This is a genomic window from Moraxella sp. CTOTU49803, assembly GCF_032097965.1.
Classification (GTDB): domain Bacteria; phylum Pseudomonadota; class Gammaproteobacteria; order Pseudomonadales; family Moraxellaceae; genus Faucicola; species Faucicola tetraodonis.
The window spans coordinates 31,515-53,240 of record NZ_DAMCJP010000004.1; the positions used below are offsets into that span (position 1 = coordinate 31,515).

Genomic DNA, 21,726 nt, shown 5'->3' on the forward strand with positions numbered 1-21,726 from the left:
TAGGATGCATGGATTAAGCCAATGTTGCTTTGACCAACTTTGAAATCAAAGCGGGGTCAGCGCGACCTGCGGTTTTGACTTTTAACGCATTCATCACAGCGCCCATTTGCTGCATTGAAGTGGCACCTTGCTCAGCAATTTCAGCAGCTACCAGATTGGCAATTTCTGCTTCACTCATGGGTTGTGGCAAGAATTGACTAATCACATCAATCTCGAATTGTTCTTTTTGTGCCAAGTCTTCCCGACCATTGGCGGCAAAAATCGCGAGCGACTCTTGGCGCTGCTTGGTTTGCTTTTGTAAGATGTCTAGTACACCTGCATCATCGAGCGTTAGTTGGCGATCAATTTCGATTTGTTTTATCACCGCTTGTACGCTGCGTAGCACTTTAACTTTTTCAAGCTCACGCGCTTTCATGGCGGTCTTGACCACATCGGTCAAGGTGTCTTTTATGGTAGTCATGGTTTTAACGCTCCTTAATGTTAGCTAATGGCGTTTTTAAAATTGTGGTTAGCAACATAGCATAAAAAAATCCACTTAACAAAGTGGATTTTATCATTTACTGGTATTGGGTTGTCTGTCGACAAATTACCTTAGTAAAGACGAGTCGTGCGTACTGATTCACGTGACATTTTCTTTTTGTAACGTTTTACCGCAGCTGCTTTTTTGCGTTTACGTTCTTGAGTTGGTTTTTCATAGAACTCATGTTTACGTACATCTGCTAAAATACCGGCTTTCTCACAAGCACGTTTAAAGCGGCGAATTGCGATATCTACAGGTTCGTTCTCTTTTACCTTTACTGCTGGCATGTAGACTCCTTAAGTCTAGGCTTATTGATAGATAGTTACCGTGCTATCAACAAAGCGGGGTTAGTGGGTCAGGAACATTAATCTGGCTGTATAGGTGATTATTAGCCAACCTACCCATGGTTTGGCATCAGCTCAGATTAGGATAAAAATAGGTGCGAATTTTAACTAAATATTGCATGTAAGTCAATGTAAATTTTAGCTTTTTCATAACCTGTTAAATTAAAAAATCTTCCTCCTAGCCAATTGCCCTGTTTTACCTAGCCAGTAAAAAAATTTTTGCCGATTAGCGTAACAAAATACACAATGATAGTAATGATTTAGCAAGGTGGCTTTAAAATGTTATTTTATTCATACGGCAGTAATGCTAATATACTCATTAATCATCTTATGATAACCACATACCGCTAAATGCCGTGCTAGCCATTTGCCAGTCGACATTACCACGTAAAACATTACCATGCAAAAACAGTTTGTAGGGCTATTAAAAATTTATACATTGATGTGAAATTAGATTTCACCTTATTTGAAAGGAAAAGGTTATGCTACCGATATCAACACGCAATGCCACGCTAGCCAGTCTTATGCTTGCCTTAGGTCTTACCATGAGCGCATGTAGTAAGCATGAGTCAGCTGAAAGCAAACCAACCGAAGAAATTGCCGCACAGCAAGGTGAAATCGCTCGTGCAAACCATCCCATGCCAGTGGCTTCACAGCCTGCTTCATTTGTGCCACCGACAGCCGCCTCAGCCGCTGCCACCACGACGACAGCAACCGCTACCCAAGTTTCTGCTGATGCTGGCGAAAAATTGTTTGGTAGTGTATGTACCACTTGTCACACAGCAGGCTTGATGGGCGCACCAAAATTCGGTGATAAAGCCGCTTGGGCACCTCGCATTGCGCAAGGTAAAGACACGCTTTATAAACACGCCATCGGCGGCTATCAAGGAAAATCCGGTGTAATGCCAGCCAAAGGCGGTAGTCAAGCCTCTGATGATGAAGTAAAAGCTGCCGTTGATTATATGGTCTCAAAAGCAAGCTAATGGGTAATGCGCCATTTATAAAATAAAGGCTATACATTAAAGCCTATGCAACAACTAGTATCTAGCACTTCACTAAATCCAGTCACTAGCAAAATAGTTGGCTGGTTTTTTTATACGTTTTTTATACCCAATGTGCTTTGTTTTAACCCGCAGTTTGGTTATGATGAATCACTATGTTCAATCACCAAACCCTGTTAAGAAACCGCTATGACACCTGCCGTTAATCTTGCCAAAAAACTAAAAATCAAATTCCAATTACATGAATACCATCATGACGCGCATAGTGAAAGCTATGGGCTTGAAGCAGCAGAAAAACTACAAGTTGAGCCAAAGCGGGTTTTTAAAACCTTGGTAGTGCAAGACGACAATGACAAACTCGCTGTTGCGATACTGCCTGTTGAGCATTTACTAAACCTAAAAAAAATCGCCAAAGCCATCGGCAGTAAAAAAGCACAAATGGCAGACCCCAAATTGGTAGAACGTACCACAGGCTATGTGCTAGGTGGGGTAAGCCCGCTCGGTCAAAAAAAACGCCTGCCCACGGTCATCGATCAATCGGCACAACACTTTGCGACCATTTATTGTAGTGGCGGTAGACGCGGCTTAGAGATTGAGTTGTCACCGTCGGATTTAGCAGGCGCAGTAAACGCCAAATTTGCAGATTTAATTCAAGAGTAAAGGATAACACCATGCCCAATGTCATTATTGAAGTGAGTCACGACCACATTATTAGTCAGCCTGATAACCTACTAGCGCGGGTCAATGATACGCTATGGCAGTCTGGCAACTTTAAGCTACAAAGTGATATCAAATCACGTATCTACTACCCAAACCACGTATTGGTGGGACTGAGCGATAGCGGAGATGAAGCCTTTGTTATGGCGCATTTTTATCTGATGCCAGGGCGTGATGACGCTACCATTCAATCATTGGCGCAGCGGATTGCCGATGCTATCAAAGCGCATCTGCAGGAGTTCGAAAGTGAGGTGCCTGTTGGCAGTTTACAGATTTGCGTCAACTCCACCACGCTAAGCGCCAATTATGTCAAGCAGTATGTCGAATTCAAATAGAGGGGTTAGTGATAAAAATTGGCTACTTTAAGCACATTTTGCTGACTTTTGCCAACTGGTAAGATAGTAAGTTTGGCAACAAAACCCGCAGCAGCGGCCCCGTTGCTAGCCAATGACTAAACAGTCATTTGCGTTATTCTCAACTTATCGCAAACATAGTAAACTAGTCAAGATTTTGTTTTGTCTGCGGTATGTAAAAATTTTAATAAGCATCTTTTCACAAGCATCTTTTAAAGACATCATATAAAGACATCGTGCAAAACATCATTTTTCGGTTTTCCCCGTTGATTTCAACATAACTCAAGGAGTTAGCAATGATTTATCAAGGAAATAGCATCTCGGTATCGCTACTCGAAGACGGTATTGCTAAATTAAACTACGATAATCAAACTGAGAGCGTTAATAAATTTGACCAAGCCACCATCAAAGAATTTGGCGAAGCAGTCACGGCATTAGAACAATCTTCAGACGTTAAAGGTCTAATCGTTACTTCAGGAAAAAAAGTTTTCATCGCTGGTGCAGACATCACTGAATTTGTTGGTAACTTCAAAAAACCAGAAGGCGAGATTGCTTCGTGGGTACTTGACATCAACAAAACATTCAACCGTTTTGAAGACCTGCCTTTCCCAAAAGTTGCGGCAATCAATGGCGCATCCATGGGCGGCGGTACAGAGATGACGTTGGTGTGTGACTACCGTGTCATGAGTGACAAAGCGAGCATCGGTTTACCCGAAGTTAAATTGGGCATCTTCCCAGGCTTTGGTGGTTCAGTGCGCTTGCCACGTATCATCGGTATCGATAACGCCTTAGAAATCATCGCAACTGGCGAAGCACAAAAACCAGCCGCTGCATTGAAAGTCGGTATGGTGGATGCGGTTGTTGCCGCTGACCAGTTAGAGGCTTCAGCGATTGATTTAGTCAAAAAATGTATCGCAGGCGATCTAGATTGGAAAGCACGCCATGACGAAAAAATCAATCCAGTCAAATTAAACGCCCTAGAACAAACCATGGCATTTAACTCAGCCAAAGGTGTATTGTTCTCAAAAGCCAATCCAGCCCAGTACCCAGCACCAAAAATTGCCTTAGAGTCCATCGAAAGACACGTGAACCTACCACGTGACAAAGCGTTAGAAATTGAATCTGCAGGTTTTGCAAAAGCAGCAAAAACCCCACAAGCAGAAAGCCTAGTCGGTCTATTCTTAAACGACCAAGCGGTTCGTAAACTCGCTAAAACTCACAGCGCCAAAGCGCATGATATTAAAGAAGCTGCTGTATTGGGCGCAGGTATCATGGGTGGCGGTATCGCTTACCAAGCTGCCTCAAAAGGCTTGCCCATCATCATGAAAGACATCAAGGCAGAGCAACTTGACTTAGGTATGCGCGAGGCCAGCAAACACCTATCAAGCGGTATGGCACGCGGTAAAGTAACCCCAACACAAATGGGCGAAACTTTAAGCCGTATCCGTCCTACGCTCAACTACGGTGATTTTGGTGAGACTGACATCGTGATTGAAGCGGTTGTTGAAAATCCAAAAGTTAAACACGCGGTATTAAAAGAAGTTGAAGGGCTAGTTAAAGACAACTGTATCCTAGCATCTAACACCTCGACTATCTCTATCACCTATTTAGCTTCGGTACTAGAGCGCCCAGAAAACTTCGTCGGCATGCACTTCTTTAACCCAGTCCATCGTATGCCGCTAGTTGAAGTAATTCGTGGTGAAAAATCAAGCGAAGAAGCGGTAGCGACTACGGTAGCGTTAGCAGAAAAAATGGGTAAAGTGCCAGTGGTGGTAAATGACTGCCCAGGTTTCTTAGTTAACCGCGTATTATTCCCTTACTTCGGTGCGTTTGACTTATTGATCAAACAAGGCGCTGACTTTGTTCAAATCGACAAAGTCATGGAAAAATTTGGTTGGCCAATGGGTCCTGCCTACTTGATGGACGTTGTGGGTATCGACACAGGGGTTCATGGGGCAGAAGTCATGGCGGAAGGCTTCCCAGACCGTATGAAACCAGACTACAAAGTGAGCGGTCAGATATTGTTTGAAGCCAATCGCTTAGGTCAAAAAAATGGCGTTGGTTTCTACAAATACGAAACGGATAAAAAAGGCAAGCCAGTTAAAACTGCCGATCCACAAACCGTTGAATTATTAAAACCATTTATCGATGCGCCAAAACAGTTTGAAGACCAAGAAATCATCGATCGTTTGATGATTGCATTATGTAATGAAACGGTTCGCTGTTTAGAAGATAACATCGTATCGACCCCTGCAGAAGCAGACATGGCGATGATTATGGGTATTGGCTTCCCGCCATTCCGTGGTGGCCCATGTCGTTACATCGACCAAATCGGTCTACAAAATTACCTAGCCCTTTGCGACAAATACGCAAGCTTAGGTAAAGCCTATGAAGCGCCACAAATGATTCGTGATATGGCGGCAAATGGTAAAACTTTTTACCCACAAGTGTAATCGACGATTATAAATTTTAAGGAGAATAAAATGACTACATTAAGTCCAAAAGATGTCGTGATTGTCGATGGCGTTCGTACCGCAATGGGCAAATCAAAAAATGGTATGTTTCGCAATGTACGCGCTGACAGCATGTCTGCCGAGCTTGTTAAAGCCTTGGTAGCGCGTAACCCGTTTGATACCAAACTTGTAGAAGATGTTATCTGGGGCTGTGTCAACCAAACCCTAGAGCAAGGTATGAATATTGGTCGTAACATTGGTTTATTGGCTGAATTACCACGTACTACGGCAGGTCAAACGGTCAACCGTCTATGTGGTTCATCCATGCAAGCGCTTCACACCGCAGCGGCACAAATCATGACCGGTCAAGGTGATGTGTTCATTATCGGCGGTGTTGAGCATATGGGTCACGTGGGCATGATGCACGGTATTGACATCAACCCAGAGGCTTCAAAATATTATGCAAAAGCCTCTAACATGATGGGTTTAACCGCTGAAATGCTTGGACGTATGAATAACATCAGCCGTCAAGAACAAGATGCGTTTGGTGTAGAATCACATCGCCGTGCCTGGGAAGCGACACAGCAAGGTCGTTTCAAGAACGAAATCATCGGCATTGAAGGTCATGACGAAAACGGTAACCTACAACTTTGCACCATCGATGAGGTGATTCGTCCTGATGCCAATATGCAATCATTTGCGGCATTACGCCCCGTATTTGATCCTAAAGGCGGTACCGTAACAGCTGCCACCTCATCAGCCTTATCTGATGGTGCATCTGCGATGCTTATCATGTCTGCACAAAAAGCCAAAGATTTAGGTCTAACACCGCGTGCCCGTATTCGCGGTATGGCAGTTGCAGGCTGTGATGCCGCTATCATGGGTTATGGTCCAGTGCCTGCCACCAAAAAAGCCTTAAAACGCGCTGGCATGAGCATCGACGATATGCAAACCATCGAGCTAAACGAAGCATTTGCCGCACAAGGCTTATCGGTTCTTAAGGGCTTAAACCTACAAGACAAGCTAGACATCGTTAACCTAAATGGTGGTGCTATTGCGTTAGGTCACCCTCTAGGCTGTTCTGGTGCGCGTATCACCACCACACTTCTAAATGTGATGGAGCAACAAGACACCCAACTCGGTCTTGCCACTATGTGTATTGGTCTGGGTCAAGGGATTGCCACCATTATTGAACGTGTATAAGCAGTTTGTTGTAACAAAAACCCTTGATTTCAATCAAGGGTTTTTTTACGCGACCAGTTTTCTTCACCCATGTTTTTTACTAATATTGCTTTACTATAAAGTCTAAGAAATTTTTTACCAAATCTGTTATGTTGTCTAGATAAAAATAGATAAATATAGGTGTATTGTGAGTTTATTCCAAAATCTACTAATTATTTGTATATTAGTGTTGATTTCCAGTTTTTTCTCCATTTCCGAAATTGCCTTGGCAGGTGCTAGACGCATCAAGCTAAAGTTGTTGGCAGAATCGGGTGACAATCGCGCCAATAAAATTTTACATTTACAAGAAAATTCTGCCGAATTTTTTGCTACCTCACAAATAGGGCTAAATGCCGTGGCAATTTTGGGCGGTATTGTCGGTGAGTCTGCGCTTCGTCCCTACTTTATTGACCTTATTTCGCCATTTTATCAAGGCAAAATGCTTGATAATATCGGTTTTATAATGTCATTTTTGCTAGTCACTTTGTTGTTTATTTTGTTTGCTGATTTGATTCCCAAACGCATTGGCATGATTAACCCAGAACGCGTGGCGTTAGCGGTGATTGAGCCTGTCTTGTTGTCAATCAAAGTATTTAAGCCGCTGGCATGGATTATCAACGGGCTGGCAAATCTGATTTTTAGAATTTTCAAAATCAACATGGTAAGAGAAGAAAATATCACCTTTGATGATGTTTCTGCCGTGGTGGATGCAGGTGCACAAGCGGGGGTGCTGCTCAAGCAAGAACATCACTTTATCGAAAACGTTTTTGAGCTTGAAGAACGTAATGTGCCCTCTAGCATGACCACCCGTGAGGATGTGGTTTATTTCACCCTTGGCGAGTCTGAGCAAAGTATTCGCCAAAAAATCGCCAATTACCCGTATTCAAAATTTTTGGTATGTAAAGACCATATTGATGAAGTGATTGGCTATGTCGATACCAAAGATATTTTGGTAAAACTTCTTAGTAACCAGTCGCAAATTTTGCTCAATGAAACTACGATTCGTAATGTATTAATCATCCCCGATACATTAACCTTATCCGAGCTGCTAGATCGTTTTCGCTCCAGTAAAGAAAAGTTTGCCGTGGTGATGAACGAGTATGCGCTCATTGTCGGTGTCATTACGCTATCTGATATCATGATGACAGTGATGGGGGATTGGGTAGCACCAATTGAAGATGAGCAGCAGATTATCCAGCGTGATGAATTCTCATGGCTGATTGAAGGTACCACACCGATTGAAAACGTCAAACATGCGCTCGGTATCGAAGATTTTCCTGATTGGGATAATTATGAAACTTTAGCGGGTTTTATGATGTACAAACTGCGCAAAATTCCTCGCCCTGCGGATTTTGTTGAATATCAAGGTTATAAATTTGAAGTAGTCGATATTGATCATCATAAAATTGACCAGTTACTTGTGACGCGTAATCTCAAAGATGAAGAAGAGCACATTATCAGTGATAGTTAGTCAAAGTGATTGAGTAATACGGCCGCTTTGACTTGAAATTGATTAACTTTTTTCACGTTTCTTGTTAAAGTAGTTCATGGTTTCACCAAATCGTGAACTTTTTTCTTTTGGGCTTGGCAAACGGTAAAATTATTTTATGCTTGAAATCCGCCACCTTCAATTATTGACCGCACTACGTGAGCAAGGCTCGCTTGCTGCCGCGGCTGAGGACTTGTATGTCACGGCATCAGCGGTGTCCCATCAGCTCAAAGAAATCGAAAATTATTATGGTGTTAGCCTTGTCAATCGCCGCTCAAGACCGCTAAGCTTTACCCCAGCAGGCAAAGAAGTACTCAAACTTGCGGACAGTGTGCTACCGCAATTTAATCGTACCACCGCCAACCTTAAAAGACTGGGTCGTGGTCAAACGGGACAATTGCGTTTGGCCTCGGAATGTCATAGCTGTTTTGATTGGTTGATGCCTATCCTTAATCGTTATCGCAGGGAATGGCAAGATGTTGAGCTGGACTTTAGCTCAGGCTTTGAACCTGAGCCACACCAAATGCTACTCGATGAAGAAATTGATGTGCTTATCACAGCCAGTCGCTTACCCTTGGAGGGAATCAGCTATCTGCCGTTATTCCAATATGAAAGTCGCTTGGTGTTGTCACCGACGCACCCATTGGTCGATAAAAAATCGCCGATTTTGCCAGAAGATTTGATTGATGAAACGCTCATCGTCTATCCTGTGGAGGCCAAGCGCCTTGATATCATCGCGCATTTTTTTGCCCCTGCAGGACTTGCGCCCAAGAAACTAAGAACCACAGAATTGACCGCGATGTTAATTCAGCTGGTTGCGAGTGAACGAGGGGTTGCCTCGTTACCGAATTGGGTGGTCAATGAATACGAAAAAAAAGGCTGGGTCATATCAAGGGCATTGGGGGAAGGCGTGTTTTGCCAGCTTTATGCGGCGACCCGTACCACAAGTAAAGAGGTGGCTTATATCCAAGGGTTTTTGGATTTACTGCCAGAGATTAGCCATAAATCAACATTACCCGCCCATCATCGAGCCTAATTGATTAAACCTAATCAATTAAAAATGCTGGGTGTGACATTCATAATGCCACTATTATGTTGATGTATGCCACACCCAAATTACATACCAACACACGCCAACAAAAGACACACCAACAGAAGCTAAGGCGAGCTCATCCAAACAAAGTAGAAAGGAATTACTTTGAAACCAAGTTAACATCTTCAGGGGCGATATGCGTTGTCGCTAATACCGTGGGCTCATCGTATTCAACTTTTTCAGTGACCAATTCTTCATGACGCAATGTCACAGGGATTTGCGTTTCATGACTGACATTTTGGGTCATTAACTGTACTTTTTCCGCCACAATGGTTTCAATATTCACTTTCGCTGTTTGTTGAAGTAGCGGAATCTCAATCGGGGTATCGCCTAAAGTAATCGCTTGCCCATTCACCATCAATTGTGGCACATTGACGTTATTAGTAACCACACTAACTAAATTATCATGAGAGGCACTAGGCTGGGTAAACACATGTTCAATCACTAACACTTCTTGATTGAGTGTCACAGGAACGTTAACCGTTTGGCTGATGATTTTTTTTGATAATTTAATATTGTCTTTGATAAATCGCTCAATTTGCACTTGGGGGCGTTCAGCTAATAGCTCTAAGGTGTTAGTGGTATCTTCACGAAGATCGACGGTTTTAACAATGTTATCGTGAGTATGGGTATCATTAGTGTTTAGTTCGGTAGTATTTGTCATCGGGTTTTTCATAAAGTGTTTTCCATTGCAAAGTTATTGTTCCAAAATACTGTAATAATATATAACAATCACAAAAAAGGCAGATGAAATCATCTGCCTTTTTCAAGCCAATGGCAACACCGTTGGCAGAAGTTAAACTCTATAGTAATCAATTATCTAATGATATTAATTATTAAAGTTTACGGGGCGCATTTGGATCAATTGCAGGTGATACATTACCATCGACGGTATCAACACCCGTTACACGCTCAACGCCATCTTTTTGTACATCTAACTCTTCACGGCGAACGGTTTCATTAAAGGTCTCAGTGCGAGTTTGTGCCACTTTATCTACGTTAACTTCTTCAGTGACATAAGTTTGTTTGTTGACATTTGCACGTTCTGCTTCAAGTTCAACCTCAATAGTGGCATTGTCATTATCACCGATGCTGCGGTCAGTAGGTCTGTTAACTGGCGTACGCTGGATATGCGCTTGTTCTTCAGTTAACTCAACGTTGACAGTGCGTGGCTCAGACACAACGTGTTTACCAACTTTTAGTAACCCCGCTACGATTTTGTCTTTATTGACTGAAATGCGTTCTTCAAGTAACTGTAATGTATTAGGTGATTGGTAATCGTTATCAGTAAGCTTAACAGGTGTGGCAGCACGGTCAAATACGTGACGGTCACGAACCGTTTGTTCTTCAATACTGTAGTTGTAGTCAGGATCGTAGCTATCCATTGTTTCAACAGTATCTCGGCTGAGCGAATCAAAGTATACATTGTCGTCTTGAATACGAGCTAAACCCGCTGGTACTAAAACTTCTTTCGAGCTAAACCAGCCACCTACATCAACAATGAAGTAGCGAATACGGCCTGTGCTCTCATCAACTAAAGCACCTTGAATACTACCCACTTTGTCGCCATTGGCGCCATAAGCGGTTTTACCAGTTGGATCAAAATAATCGTTACCTAAAAGGTCAACGTGGGTGTCTTGGATATCGCGTAAACGTATTAAACTTGCCATGGAAAAATCTCCTTTAGATATCTTATTGTTTATTTTTTATTAAGGTAGTTAAGTTAAAAACTAAATAAATATAAGATAGTTTTTTATAGTTAAATGAAAATTGTTATAATAAAATTTTTAAAATTCAACAAATTAGATGTTTCACAGCTACTTGGTTGTTGAAACAGATGCTTGATTGTTGAAATCGCCGATGATAAAAACGATGAAAAATGTCATACGCTTAATCGTTCGACTTGCAAACAAGATTACTGAAAAAAGCTCCCATTAAGTAGTAGGATTTGATAAATTTTTGTTTAGAGGGTGTAATTGGCAGTTGTCTTAAGTAACTTTTGCAACCAAGCGTAAAAAAAATTGGCTTTTAGCAATAAATTAAAAACATAGAAAAAAGTCGGGTAGAGCACTTAGCGCGAAACACCATTGCCCGCCCAATAAGGCGTTATAAAAGATAAGTTATAATAAATAATGAGTTATCAACATATATATTAGGTGATTTTTAATGACAAAATATCAAGGCAAAATAATCCGCTGGCAAGATGACAAAGGCTTTGGGTTTATTGAGCAAACCGATAACAATTGGCAAGACCCAGCTATTTTTTTTCATATCAGCGAATACCGAGCGAACCAACGCCCTGTGCTTAATGAAGCGGTAGTTTTTGAAATAGGGCAAGGCAGAGATGGCAAACCCTGTGCTATCAACGTGCAGCAACAGACGTTTGTCAGACAAAAAATTGCCCAACAAAATGCCCGCCAAGTTCGTCAAGCTCAAAATGACCTTAAAAATCAAACATTACTCACGTGGGTGGCTATTGGGGTGCTGTTTTTTGTGTTACTGACCGCTATTGTGCTGGTTAAGCACTTACCCTTATGGATTATTGGTTGGTATTTTGCGATAAGTTTAGCGACCTATCTGCTGTACGCGCATGACAAAAAAGCTGCCAAAAATGGTGATTGGCGTGTGCAAGAAGCGTCACTCCATAAATTAGCTTTTGCTGGGGGTTGGGTAGGGGCGGCGTTTGCCCATTGGTTATTGCGCCATAAATCAACCAAACCAGAATTTCGTAGGGCTTTTTACTTGACAGTGATGGGTAATCTTTTAGCTTTGGCAATCATAAGTTATATCAACCTAAAAATCAGATGATTGCTTGATAGATTGATTGTTATAGATCGATCGTTGAGTAAAAAAATCCCTAATATAGATTAGGGATTTTTTTTAGCATGAGACAATTAGATTAATTCAATCGCTAAGGCAACCGCTTCACCGCCACCGATACATAGGCTAGCAATGCCTTTTTTACCGCCTGTGCGTTTGAGTGAGTTGATGAGTGTGACTACGATACGCGCACCCGATGCCCCCACGGGATGACCCAATGCACAAGCACCGCCTTCGATATTAACCTTAGCATGATCAAGGTCATTTTCTTGCATAGCAAGCATGGTTACCATGGCGAATGCTTCATTGATTTCCCAAAGATCAACGTCTTCTTTGCTCCAGCCAGCTTTTGCTAAAACTTTTTTCACACACTCGATAGGTGCGATAGTAAATTCGCTTGGGTGTTGTGAGTGAGTGGCTTGGGCAACGATACGTGCAAGTGGTTTTAAGCCTTTTTCTTTGGCTTTGTCTTCTGACATCAATACAACGGCGGCTGCCCCATCAGAGATTGAGCTTGAGTTAGCGGCAGTGACTGTACCATCTTTTGAGAACGCGGGTTTTAAGGTTGGGATTTTGTCTACATTGGCTTTACCGGGTTGTTCGTCCGTGTCAATGACTACATCGCCTTTACGAGTTTTGACAGTAACCGGAACGATTTCGTTTTTGAAGTGACCTTCATTGATGGCGGTGTTGGCGCGTTTTAGCGATTCGATAGCAAATGCATCCATCGCCTCACGTGTGATACCCCGTTTATCTGCCATTTCTTGCGCAAATGCACCCATTAACTTGCCGGTATCAGCATCTTTAAGACCATCTAAGAACATGGTGTCTTTGATCTCGCCATCTCCCATGCGATAACCACCACGTGCCTTTGGTAGCACATAAGGGGCGTTGGTCATTGATTCCATACCACCTGCTACCACGATATCAAACTCACCACTACGAATTGAGTTGGCACCTAGCATAATGGCTTTCATACCAGAACCACAAAGTTTGTTGACATTGACTGCGCCTGTGGCATCTGGGATACCTGCTTTACGCATCGCTTGACGCGCTGGGCTTTGACCTGCACCTGCGGTTAAGATACAACCCATGATAACTTCGTCAATCTCTTCTGGTTTTACGCCAGCACGGTTAACGGCTTCTTTAATGACGGTTGCACCAAGCTCTGGCATTGATACTTCGTTCAAATCACCTTGGAATCCACCCATTGGGGTGCGAACGCCATCTACGATTACGACTGAATTTTCCATATTAAATTTCCTTTGAGTTAGGGTTTCTGTTGTCACAAGCAAACTACGACCTAAATCACTAGGGTTTATAAACAGGGTTGTAAACGGCAACCATGCCAATCACAATAGATGTTTTAAGTTTTGCTAATGCGATACATTTCATATTATCATAGTTAAAATGTAAATTAAACTACTGAAAATACTGTAAAATATCTCAGTCAAGTCTACCTAAATTTTACTGCATTAACTCATCCAACCGAATGCGCACCACCTTATCTGTCACGGTATCTAACGCTTCGATTTTAGCAATCGCTTCATTCATATTGCGCTCAACAACGGGGTCAACCATAATAATGACTGGCAAATCAGTGCTAGTATCATCATGCGCTGGCTGTTGCAAAATTGCATCAATACTAATTTTAGACTCACTTAAAATGCGGGTAACTTCTGCTAGTACACCCAAATCATCTTTGACTTGTAGGCGCAGATAGTAGCCTGTGATCATTTCATCGCTCGATAAAATACGTGTGTTATTGAGTGTCTCAGGCTGGAACGCCAAATGTGGCACCAAATTGGCAGTTGAATCATTGGTCTCTGCAAGGGCGCGTACCATGTCCACCACATCTGCCATCACGGCTGATGCAGTTGCCCCTGCGCCGGCACCCGAACCGTAATACAAGGTTTGTCCAACAGGCTCTGCGTCAACCATGATGGCATTTTTTACCCCATTCACATTGGCAAGTAACACCTGTTTTGGAATCAAAGTCGGATGTACACGTAATTCAATACCTTCTTCGCCACTGTCTAAAATACGACGTTTGGCAAACCCTAAATGCTTGATACGGTAGCCAAGCTCGTTGGCATAACGCACATCTTGCTTGGTGATTTTGGTAATGCCTTCACAGTAAACTTTGTCAAATTGTAGTGGGATACCAAACGCAATTGACGCAAGTAGCGTTAATTTATGCGCAGCATCAATCCCCTCGACGTCAAATGTCGGATCGGCTTCGGCATAACCCAGCGCTTGGGCTTCAGCGAGGACATCTGCAAAGTCCCGCTTTTTATCGCGCATTTCAGTCATGATAAAGTTGCCTGTACCATTGATGATACCTGCAAGCCAATCGATTTTGTTGGCAGCTAAGCCTTCACGTAAGATTTTGATAATCGGAATACCACCTGCAACCGCGGCTTCATACGCCACTTTGACGCCCTTGGCCTCCGCCTTGGCAAAAACCTCATTGCCATGTTCTGCTAGTAAGGCTTTGTTGGCAGTCACAATATGTTTGCCATGCTCGATTGCCGCTAAAATCACCTCTTTAGCCGTGGTGGTACCGCCCATTAATTCCACCACAATATCCACATCATCTTGCTGAACGATATCAAGCAAATCGGCAGATTGTTTGATGTCTGTTGGGATATCGGTACGGTTGCGACGCGTGCCTACGTGGGTAATTTTAATCTCACGTCCTGTGCGACGCGTCATTTCATCAAGGTTGTTTTGTAGTAGTTCAACCACCCCAGTACCCACAGTACCAAGCCCTAAAATCGCTAATTGAATAGGTCGATTATTCATAAAAAAAATTCTCAAATGTCAAAAATATAAAAATAAAAGTTTAAAAATTGGCTAGCTAAATATACCATGCTAACTTGTGATTGGTAAGGTATAAAATCCAATTGCCCAAAAAAATTAAAATAAAAAAACCAGCTAATGAGTACTAGCTGGTTTGTATTCCATCAGGGGTGAACTTATTTGAGGTTGAGCGCCTGTGCCAATTCAGCAGGTGGCACATAACCGCCAAGTTGATGACCTTCTGTGTCAAACACGGCTGGGGTGCCATTGATACCCAAATTTGCGCCTAACTCATAAATTTTACGTACGGGGTTACTGCAAGTCGGTGCATTGATAGGCAGGCCCAATTTGGCATCGGTTAAGGCTTTTTTGCGGTCACTGCTACACCAGATTTTTTCCATGATTGGCATGGTCTGTTCACTACGTGGCCAAGGTAGATAACGTACTTCGATACCCAGTGCATTTACTTCATCAATTTCACTGTGGAATTTACGGCAATAACCACAATCTGCATCGGTAAACACATATATTGCCGCTTTCGTCTGCCCCTTGGCAGGGAAGATAATCATGTCTTTTTTATCAATGGTGGCAAGGCTGGCTTTCGCATCTTGCGCTTGCAAGTTCGCTGAGATGTGCTCAGGTTTGGCACCACCGACTTTGATGATATCGCCTTGTACTACATATTGACCTTTCGCATCGGTGAAAAATGCCGGTAAACCTTCGGCTTTGACCCAATAGATGTTTGGCATACTCGTCGCTGTCACCGAGGTGATTTTGGCGGTGATACCTGATTTGGCTAAATTCGCCGCTAGCAGTTGCTGTAGCTGTGATTCATTTTTTGCCGCGGGGGCTGAGCTGTTAGTCGCTTCAAGTTTCTGAGTTTCAGACTTGGCGGGTGTGCGCGATTGGGCATTATCACAGCCTGCCAAACCAACCATGCCAGCCACGGCGATGACACTGGTAATTAAACGGGTAGCTAATGAGGTTTTAGAACGATAAGTTGCAAAACGAATGAGCATGAGAAAACCCACAGAACGTTAATATAGGTTTTTATTTTACCATATTGTTATGGCGTATGAGCGCTACCCCTGTCAACTTATTGTTAATAATCTATCAGGTCTACTAGGTCGGGGCTCACATTTTTGCCCGTTCCAATCTTTCTGCTCGTCTCAATCTTTCCGCTTGTTTCAATCTTTTGGTGCGCTAAAAGCAACCGGCTCAAAGCCAAGTTCTATTAATGGATTAAAAGGTTGTTTAACAAAGTTTGCTTAACTAGGTTTTTTAAAAAAATTCAGCGTTTAAGCAAATAACTTTTGATAAGTTGCAATACAATTTAAACATTGTGTTTGAATGACAAATTTGTAAACTAATAAATCGTCAGCTAGTTATAACTATTATTATTTTTTCATCTTTTACTATTTTTTAGGAATTTATCATGGCAATTGCTAGTTTGTTAACCTTACTCGACGATATTAGCGTCATCCTAGATGATGTATCGGTGATGACAAAAGTCGCTGCCAAAAAAACGGCGGGCGTGTTGGGCGATGATTTGGCACTTAACGCCAATCAAGTGTCAGGGGTAAAAGCCGATCGCGAGTTACCTGTGGTGTGGAGTGTCGCCAAAGGCTCCTTAGTCAATAAAGCGATTTTGGTGCCACTGGCTTTGATTATTAGTGCGATTTCGCAAGCCTTAGTGACCGGGTTATTGATGATTGGTGGTTTATATCTATGTTATGAAGGGGCAGAAAAAGTGGTGCACAAATTTTGGCCACATTCTGGCAGTAATGACCCCGAGCAAGCCGAGCGGGTAGCAGCCAATGCCGATGAAAGTGTGGATTTGGTGGCGCATGAAAAAGAAAAAATTAAAGGGGCAGTGCGAACGGACTTTATTTTATCGGCTGAAATCATTGTGATTTCCCTCGGCACCATTGCGGCAACGGTGCCTTTACTGGATAAAGCGATAACACTGGTAGTAATTTCACTCATCATGACAGTGGGTGTGTATGGCTTTGTAGCTATGATTGTCAAGATAGATGATTTAGGGCTGCACTTGCAGCAAAAGTCGTCATCAGCGGCACAAAGTATAGGTAAGGCGTTATTAGCCTTTGCGCCTATTTTGATGAAAGTGCTATCAATCGCCGGTACTTTGGCGATGTTCTTGGTGGGTGGTGGTATTTTGGCACATGGCGTTGGCGCATTACATCATGGGATTGAACATTTAGGTGACTTGTCAGGGGCGTTTTCAGGCTTAACCACCAACTTATTAAATGCACTGGTTGGTTTGGTAGCAGGTTTAGTGGTAGTTGCGATCATGACAGTCATTTCAAAAATTCGTAATAAGCCTGCCCATTAAACAAGCCCGCCCATTCACTGTATCTAAAATTTGTAGCTAAAATAAAAAAGCAGTTCATGTTGAACTGCTTTTTTATTGCTATACGTGCACGCAAACAAGATTGATTTACTGATTGTGCTGCGGCGCTTCCGATTCATCGTGAGAGGGCGCCAATTCAGTTTGGGCGGTGGTCGTTGATTTTTTAGTGACAACCACGGCATTTTCCACCTTTTTACTGGTACGCGTTTTGGGTTTGGCTGCTGGTTTTTCGCTCGCCTTAGCTTTACGCGTCCGGGTTTTGGGTGCTTTTGGGGTTGCCAAGGTCAGCATACCAACGGTTGCCGGTTTCATTTGCTCTGCCACACTTTCAATCATGTTCTTATAACTTACCGGTGTGGTTTTACGTTTTTGCGCCGCTGCTTCTGCGCTATCTTCTACGTCCGTTGCTTCAACACCTTCGCTGTCAGTATTAAAGGCTACTGCGGATTCATCAGCTGTTGGCACTAAGTCAACGTCCTGATTCACTATAGCATCATCCGCTATTGTTGTCGCAGAGACTGGCGTATTGTGCGCTTGCAAGTAAGCTTCGACCAATTTACCTTGCTCAATCAACGCATGACCTTGCTCGCCCAAACGCGCCACAATCCATGCGCCTACGCTACCTGTTTGATATGGCAGGTGGTTTTGGCTAGGCGACGCTGATTGAGTTGAGGCTGCTTCTACTTGACCTTTGCCACTGTCAGTTTCATTCGAGATAGGCTCAGCAACTGACGGGTTTGAATCAGTCGGCGCTTGAGCGACAGCAGTATTAACCAAAGAACCGCGTGGGTCATTGATGGCGCGTTTAGTTACCGCTGGTAGTGCAGCGTCAGTTTTGCCTGCTTGGCGTTGGAACTGATTGGCTGGCAAAATGGCCGTATGATAATCATCCAAATTTTGCGCGGATAGACTGGCATAGCCATAATTTCTAAAGTACTGCCCAAAACGCTGTTGTTCAGCCACTACGACATTATCTTTTGCGGGGGTAGTGGTAGTAGCAGCTTGATGATTAAAAGCATCGATGGCTTGGATAAAGCAGCTAACCACGCTGTCGCTTGCCATTTTTTCAGCGGCATTATCTAAGTACTGGTTAATAAACTGACTGACCGTACCTGAAATTTTTGTCACCGAAGTGCTCACTACAGAGGCAACTGGGCTAAATTGCGCTTGATAAGCCTTGTAAACTTCGCGTGGGTCATTTTTGGCACGACCTTGGCTCGGTGTCACTGCCAGCTGTGCAGTGACTGGCTCAGCTGATGGCGCAGATGGTTTGGATGCTTTAGCAAGCTCTGCTACCTCGTCATTGGACACTGTAACGTTGCTAGGGTTAACTGGCGTCTGAATTGCCTGTTCGGGCATCGAAGCTGATGCTATTGGCTGCGCCTCAGGTTTTGCAATTTCCCCTTTGCTATCATCTAACGAGAGGTGCGTTGTTTCAACCGCAGCTATAGGTTGTTGTTGTTCAGTTTTAAATACTTGAACTTGCACACTGTTGGGGTCACGTTGTTTGGTGCCTTTCGGTTTTTCTGCTCTGGATTGGTTGTTTTTTCTACCATCGACAGGGGCAACAGCGGTATCAGTCGCTGTCACATCAATGACTGCCGCGCTACTATCATCATTCGCTAGTGTAGCACGACGTTCTTTGACCCCACGGCTGTCACGGCGACTATTCGGCTCGCGTTTTGGCAGCTCACTCGTTTTGGCAGTTTTTGACGCATCGTTTGATTTGTCTTTGTTGCTGTCAGTGTCCTGTGATGAAACTTCTGCCTCAGCCGCCTCAGATTGATAACGGTTTGGTTTTTTAGCCTTTGGTTTGCGGTTACCACGTTTACGGCGCTCGGCATCTTTATCACTTGATTCAGCCGTGGCTGAAGGTTGTTGAGGCGCTTCTTGATAAGGGTTGGCGCTAGTTTCGCTGGTGTTTGCGCTCACCGCAGGGATGCTTGCCGTCAATGCGGCATGATTGATTTGACCTTGCACACCCAAACTTTGCGCGCCGGTATTGACGAGACTTTCAATCGCCGAAGCGGCATCTTGACCACTAAAATGTGGAGTGACTTGTGCTTGCTGGGTAGGGGCAAACAAGTTCGATAGCCAAGCGACTGCTGAAGTCGCAGGGACAGTGGCGGCCGGCTGCACGGGCTGTGGCGCGGCAGCTTTGGGGGCAGTCGTATTGTTGTCAGTTTGCTGAGGTTTGTTGGATGGCGTTGCAGGGTTAGGCGTGGTGTTGGCGGCTTTGCTAGCATTGCTCCAGGCATTATGATTACCTGTTGGTGCTACACGGCTGACTTCATTGTCATCGGTGTGCCAGTTGCTAGTATCGTAGCCACGGTCTTTATATTCTTGTTGTTGGCTTTCGGCAACACGCTCATAGCTCGATGGCGCGAACCCATCACTGTTATAAGTGATATTAAACTCAGGGGATTCAAGATGGGCATGCGGCAAGATAGTAATGCGCGTGCCACTTTCTTGCTCAAGACATACCAGCGTTTCACGTTTTTCGTTGAGTAAAAATGCCGCGATGTCAGTTGGCACTTCGGCTTGTATTTCGCCATGACGTTCTTGTAGTGCCCGTTGTTCGATTTGACGCATGATTGATAAGGCAAGTGAACGCAAGTCACGAATCATACCGGTACCGTGACAACGCGGGCAGAGGTAACCTGTCGCTTCTTCAAGTGATGGGCGCAAGCGTTGACGACTCATTTCAAGTAGTCCAAAACGTGAAATTTCAGCGAATTGGATACGCGCGCGGTCGTTTTTGGTGGCTTCTTTGAGACGATTTTCCACTTGTTTTTGGTGGTCATCAGTTGCCATGTCAATGAAGTCAATAACAATCAAACCACCCATATCACGCAGGCGTAATTGACGAGCGATTTCATCTGCTGCTTCCAAATTGGTATTAAACGCCGTTTCTGAGACATCCGCGCCTTTGGTGGCTTTTGATGAGTTAATATCAATCGATACCAAGGCTTCAGTTTGGTCAATCACAATCGAACCGCCGCTTGGCAAACGTACTTCACGTTGGTAGGCGGTTTCGATTTGTTTTTCAATCCCAAAACGGGCAAACATCGGCTCATAGTCAGTGTATTTGCGCAGTTTATTCGCTTGCTGCGGCATCACCGCTTCAATAAAATTCGCCGCTTCATTATAGGCGTATTCATTGTCGACCCAAATTTCCGTGATATCATCACGCAAGTAGTCGCGTACGGCACGGGTGACTACGCCAGCTTCTTGGTGCAACAGGCGAGGTGAGGGAAATTTTTGGCTTTGTTGTTGGATGCCTTTCCAAATGTTTAATAAATGGTCAAGGTCATGTTGCAATTCATCCGTGGTTTTACCAATCCCTGCAGTACGGATGATAACGCTCATGCCTTTGGGTAGTCTTAGCTCACTTAACGCTTGCTTCATCTCATCGCGCAACTTGCCAGAGATTTGGCGAGAGATACCGCCGCCACGCGCATTATTGGGCATCAATACCAAATAACGACCCGCCAATGAAATCAAAGTAGATAACGCCGCGCCTTTATTACCGCGTTCTTCTTTTTCCACTTGCACGATGAGCTCATCGCCTTCTTTAATCAGTTGTTTGATGTTAGTGGTAGAGCGAGGGTCGCCTGCTAGATACTCTGGGGCGATTTCACGAATCGGTAAAAAACCTTGACGTTGTGAACCGTATTCCACAAATACGGCTTCAAGCGATGGCTCGACACGGGTCACATGACCTTTATAAATATTGGCTTTTTTTTGTTCGCGGGTACGGTTTTCTAAATCGAAATCATATAAATGATTACCATTGCACAGGGCAACACGGATTTCTTCAGCGTGGGTAGCATTGATGAGAATGCGTTTCATGTGTTTTCTCCTAAACACACAAAACATACGAGCGTAGATAAATGTTGCTATCAAACATTACTATCAAATATTAGATGAAACAACGTCAAACAGTCTTGACTAGATTCGCTGATAGCAAGCGTAGGCGGCTTGATAACAAGGTTTGTTGTTCACCAAAAATTGCATGATTAAGTTGTATTATTGCCATAGCGAGGTTGTAAGCCTGTTAGGTAAATACAGCCGTCATGCCGGATTGGGGGTTGTTGCCCAAAACAATGTGTGTTTTAGGACAAATGAATGAACCCTTTTTCCCTATTGGTCAAAAAGTGTTAGCGTTAGTTTTCGCTTTAAATGGCAAGCCTGATAAGTTAGGTTTTACAAAGGCGTGGGCAATTTAAAATGGTAAATCGTCCAAAACCGTAAACGTTTATCTCAAAATCGCAACTACTGAGTTCATTTACCTAGGCGCATAATACACTAATCGTTACCAGCAGTTTTGTGGTCGTAAGGCACAAAACCCACCATTTATCTGTTATCTCTATATATCACTAATCTTTACAAACTATTTGAACATGTTTTCAAATGACAATTATCTTCGTTACTCGTATGTCGTGTGCTGATATTGATTAAAATCAGTCTTAAAATCTATAAATATTGGCAGTTTAGTGCGCCCTATCGTGAGTCATACTGCCATGAATAAATTTCGGCGGT

The 21,726-nt window shown here is 43.5% G+C and carries 18 protein-coding genes; 10 read left to right on the forward strand and 8 right to left on the reverse strand.

The annotated features are described in order from the left end of the window. Positions 1–13: 13 nt before the first annotated feature. Together RT422_RS06415 and rpsU are read right to left on the reverse strand one after the other, a co-directional pair. Positions 14–460 (reverse strand): GatB/YqeY domain-containing protein, encoded by a 447-nt coding sequence (locus tag RT422_RS06415; protein WP_050324656.1) that lies wholly within the window; start codon positions 458–460, stop codon positions 14–16. A gap of 131 nt (positions 461–591) precedes the next feature. Beyond that, the gene (gene rpsU, locus RT422_RS06420) at positions 592–807 is read right to left on the reverse strand and encodes a 30S ribosomal protein S21 (RefSeq protein ID WP_007115522.1); all 216 of its coding nucleotides are present in this window, start codon (positions 805–807) and stop codon (positions 592–594) included. 539 nt (positions 808–1,346) lie between these two features. Here rpsU and RT422_RS06425 point away from each other — a divergent pair. From RT422_RS06425 to RT422_RS06455, 7 genes are all read left to right on the forward strand, one after another. Then, a complete protein-coding gene (locus tag RT422_RS06425) occupies positions 1,347–1,847 on the forward strand; it encodes a c-type cytochrome (protein WP_313421698.1) in 501 nt (166 codons plus the stop codon). Between the two features lie 207 nt (positions 1,848–2,054). Next, the gene (gene ybaK / locus RT422_RS06430) at positions 2,055–2,525 is read left to right on the forward strand and encodes a Cys-tRNA(Pro) deacylase (RefSeq protein WP_312535118.1); all 471 of its coding nucleotides are present in this window, start codon (positions 2,055–2,057) and stop codon (positions 2,523–2,525) included. Positions 2,526–2,536: 11 nt separating this feature from the next. Next, complete coding sequence (locus RT422_RS06435; RefSeq protein WP_313421699.1) at positions 2,537–2,917, forward strand: 5-carboxymethyl-2-hydroxymuconate delta-isomerase; 381 nt, start codon at positions 2,537–2,539, stop codon at positions 2,915–2,917. A 314-nt stretch (positions 2,918–3,231) separates the two neighbouring features. Then, the gene (gene fadB, locus RT422_RS06440; RefSeq protein ID WP_313421700.1) at positions 3,232–5,388 is read left to right on the forward strand and encodes a fatty acid oxidation complex subunit alpha FadB; all 2,157 of its coding nucleotides are present in this window, start codon (positions 3,232–3,234) and stop codon (positions 5,386–5,388) included. Positions 5,389–5,418: 30 nt separating this feature from the next. Continuing rightward, on the forward strand, positions 5,419–6,591 hold the full coding sequence (gene fadA / locus RT422_RS06445; protein ID WP_007115528.1) for an acetyl-CoA C-acyltransferase FadA: 1,173 nt from the start codon (positions 5,419–5,421) through the stop codon (positions 6,589–6,591). Positions 6,592–6,757: 166 nt separating this feature from the next. After that, the gene (locus tag RT422_RS06450; RefSeq protein WP_284034723.1) at positions 6,758–8,080 is read left to right on the forward strand and encodes a hemolysin family protein; all 1,323 of its coding nucleotides are present in this window, start codon (positions 6,758–6,760) and stop codon (positions 8,078–8,080) included. A 136-nt stretch (positions 8,081–8,216) separates the two neighbouring features. Beyond that, a complete protein-coding gene (locus RT422_RS06455; RefSeq protein WP_007115530.1) occupies positions 8,217–9,134 on the forward strand; it encodes a LysR family transcriptional regulator in 918 nt (305 codons plus the stop codon). 157 nt (positions 9,135–9,291) lie between these two features. Here RT422_RS06455 and RT422_RS06460 read toward each other — a convergent pair whose 3' ends face one another. Together RT422_RS06460 and RT422_RS06465 are read right to left on the reverse strand one after the other, a co-directional pair. Continuing rightward, positions 9,292–9,855 carry a DUF2382 domain-containing protein gene (locus RT422_RS06460; RefSeq protein ID WP_284034722.1) on the reverse strand — a complete coding sequence of 188 codons (564 nt, stop codon included), beginning with the start codon at positions 9,853–9,855 and terminating at the stop codon, positions 9,292–9,294. Between the two features lie 172 nt (positions 9,856–10,027). Next, entirely contained in the window at positions 10,028–10,861 is an 834-nt protein-coding gene (locus RT422_RS06465) for a DUF2382 domain-containing protein (RefSeq protein WP_050324662.1), read from the reverse strand. A gap of 496 nt (positions 10,862–11,357) precedes the next feature. On the opposite strand from RT422_RS06465, the gene RT422_RS06470 reads away from it, so the two are divergent. Continuing rightward, positions 11,358–11,999, forward strand: a complete 642-nt coding sequence (locus tag RT422_RS06470) for a cold shock and DUF1294 domain-containing protein (protein WP_313421701.1) — start codon at positions 11,358–11,360, stop codon at positions 11,997–11,999. 86 nt (positions 12,000–12,085) lie between these two features. On the opposite strand, the gene RT422_RS06475 is transcribed toward RT422_RS06470, so the two are convergent. The 3 genes from RT422_RS06475 to RT422_RS06485 all read right to left on the reverse strand — a co-directional run bounded on the left by RT422_RS06475 (position 12,086) and on the right by RT422_RS06485 (position 15,832). Then, the gene (locus RT422_RS06475; RefSeq protein ID WP_050324664.1) at positions 12,086–13,264 is read right to left on the reverse strand and encodes a thiolase family protein; all 1,179 of its coding nucleotides are present in this window, start codon (positions 13,262–13,264) and stop codon (positions 12,086–12,088) included. Between the two features lie 214 nt (positions 13,265–13,478). After that, entirely contained in the window at positions 13,479–14,816 is a 1,338-nt protein-coding gene (locus tag RT422_RS06480; protein WP_099808453.1) for a homoserine dehydrogenase, read from the reverse strand. 173 nt (positions 14,817–14,989) lie between these two features. Further along, positions 14,990–15,832 (reverse strand): DsbC family protein, encoded by an 843-nt coding sequence (locus RT422_RS06485; RefSeq protein ID WP_313421702.1) that lies wholly within the window; start codon positions 15,830–15,832, stop codon positions 14,990–14,992. 416 nt (positions 15,833–16,248) lie between these two features. Here RT422_RS06485 and RT422_RS06490 point away from each other — a divergent pair, with 416 nt between their 5' ends. After that, entirely contained in the window at positions 16,249–17,166 is a 918-nt protein-coding gene (locus RT422_RS06490; protein WP_313421703.1) for a DUF808 domain-containing protein, read from the forward strand. 105 nt (positions 17,167–17,271) lie between these two features. Here RT422_RS06490 and RT422_RS06495 read toward each other — a convergent pair whose 3' ends face one another. Continuing rightward, positions 17,272–21,036: an Rne/Rng family ribonuclease gene (locus tag RT422_RS06495; protein WP_313421704.1), complete on the reverse strand. Its 3,765-nt coding sequence runs from the start codon at positions 21,034–21,036 to the stop codon at positions 17,272–17,274. 224 nt (positions 21,037–21,260) lie between these two features. Here RT422_RS06495 and RT422_RS06500 point away from each other — a divergent pair, with 224 nt between their 5' ends. Further along, on the forward strand, positions 21,261–21,413 hold the full coding sequence (locus RT422_RS06500) for a hypothetical protein (RefSeq protein WP_284034718.1): 153 nt from the start codon (positions 21,261–21,263) through the stop codon (positions 21,411–21,413). The last annotated feature ends 313 nt before the right edge of the window (positions 21,414–21,726 follow it).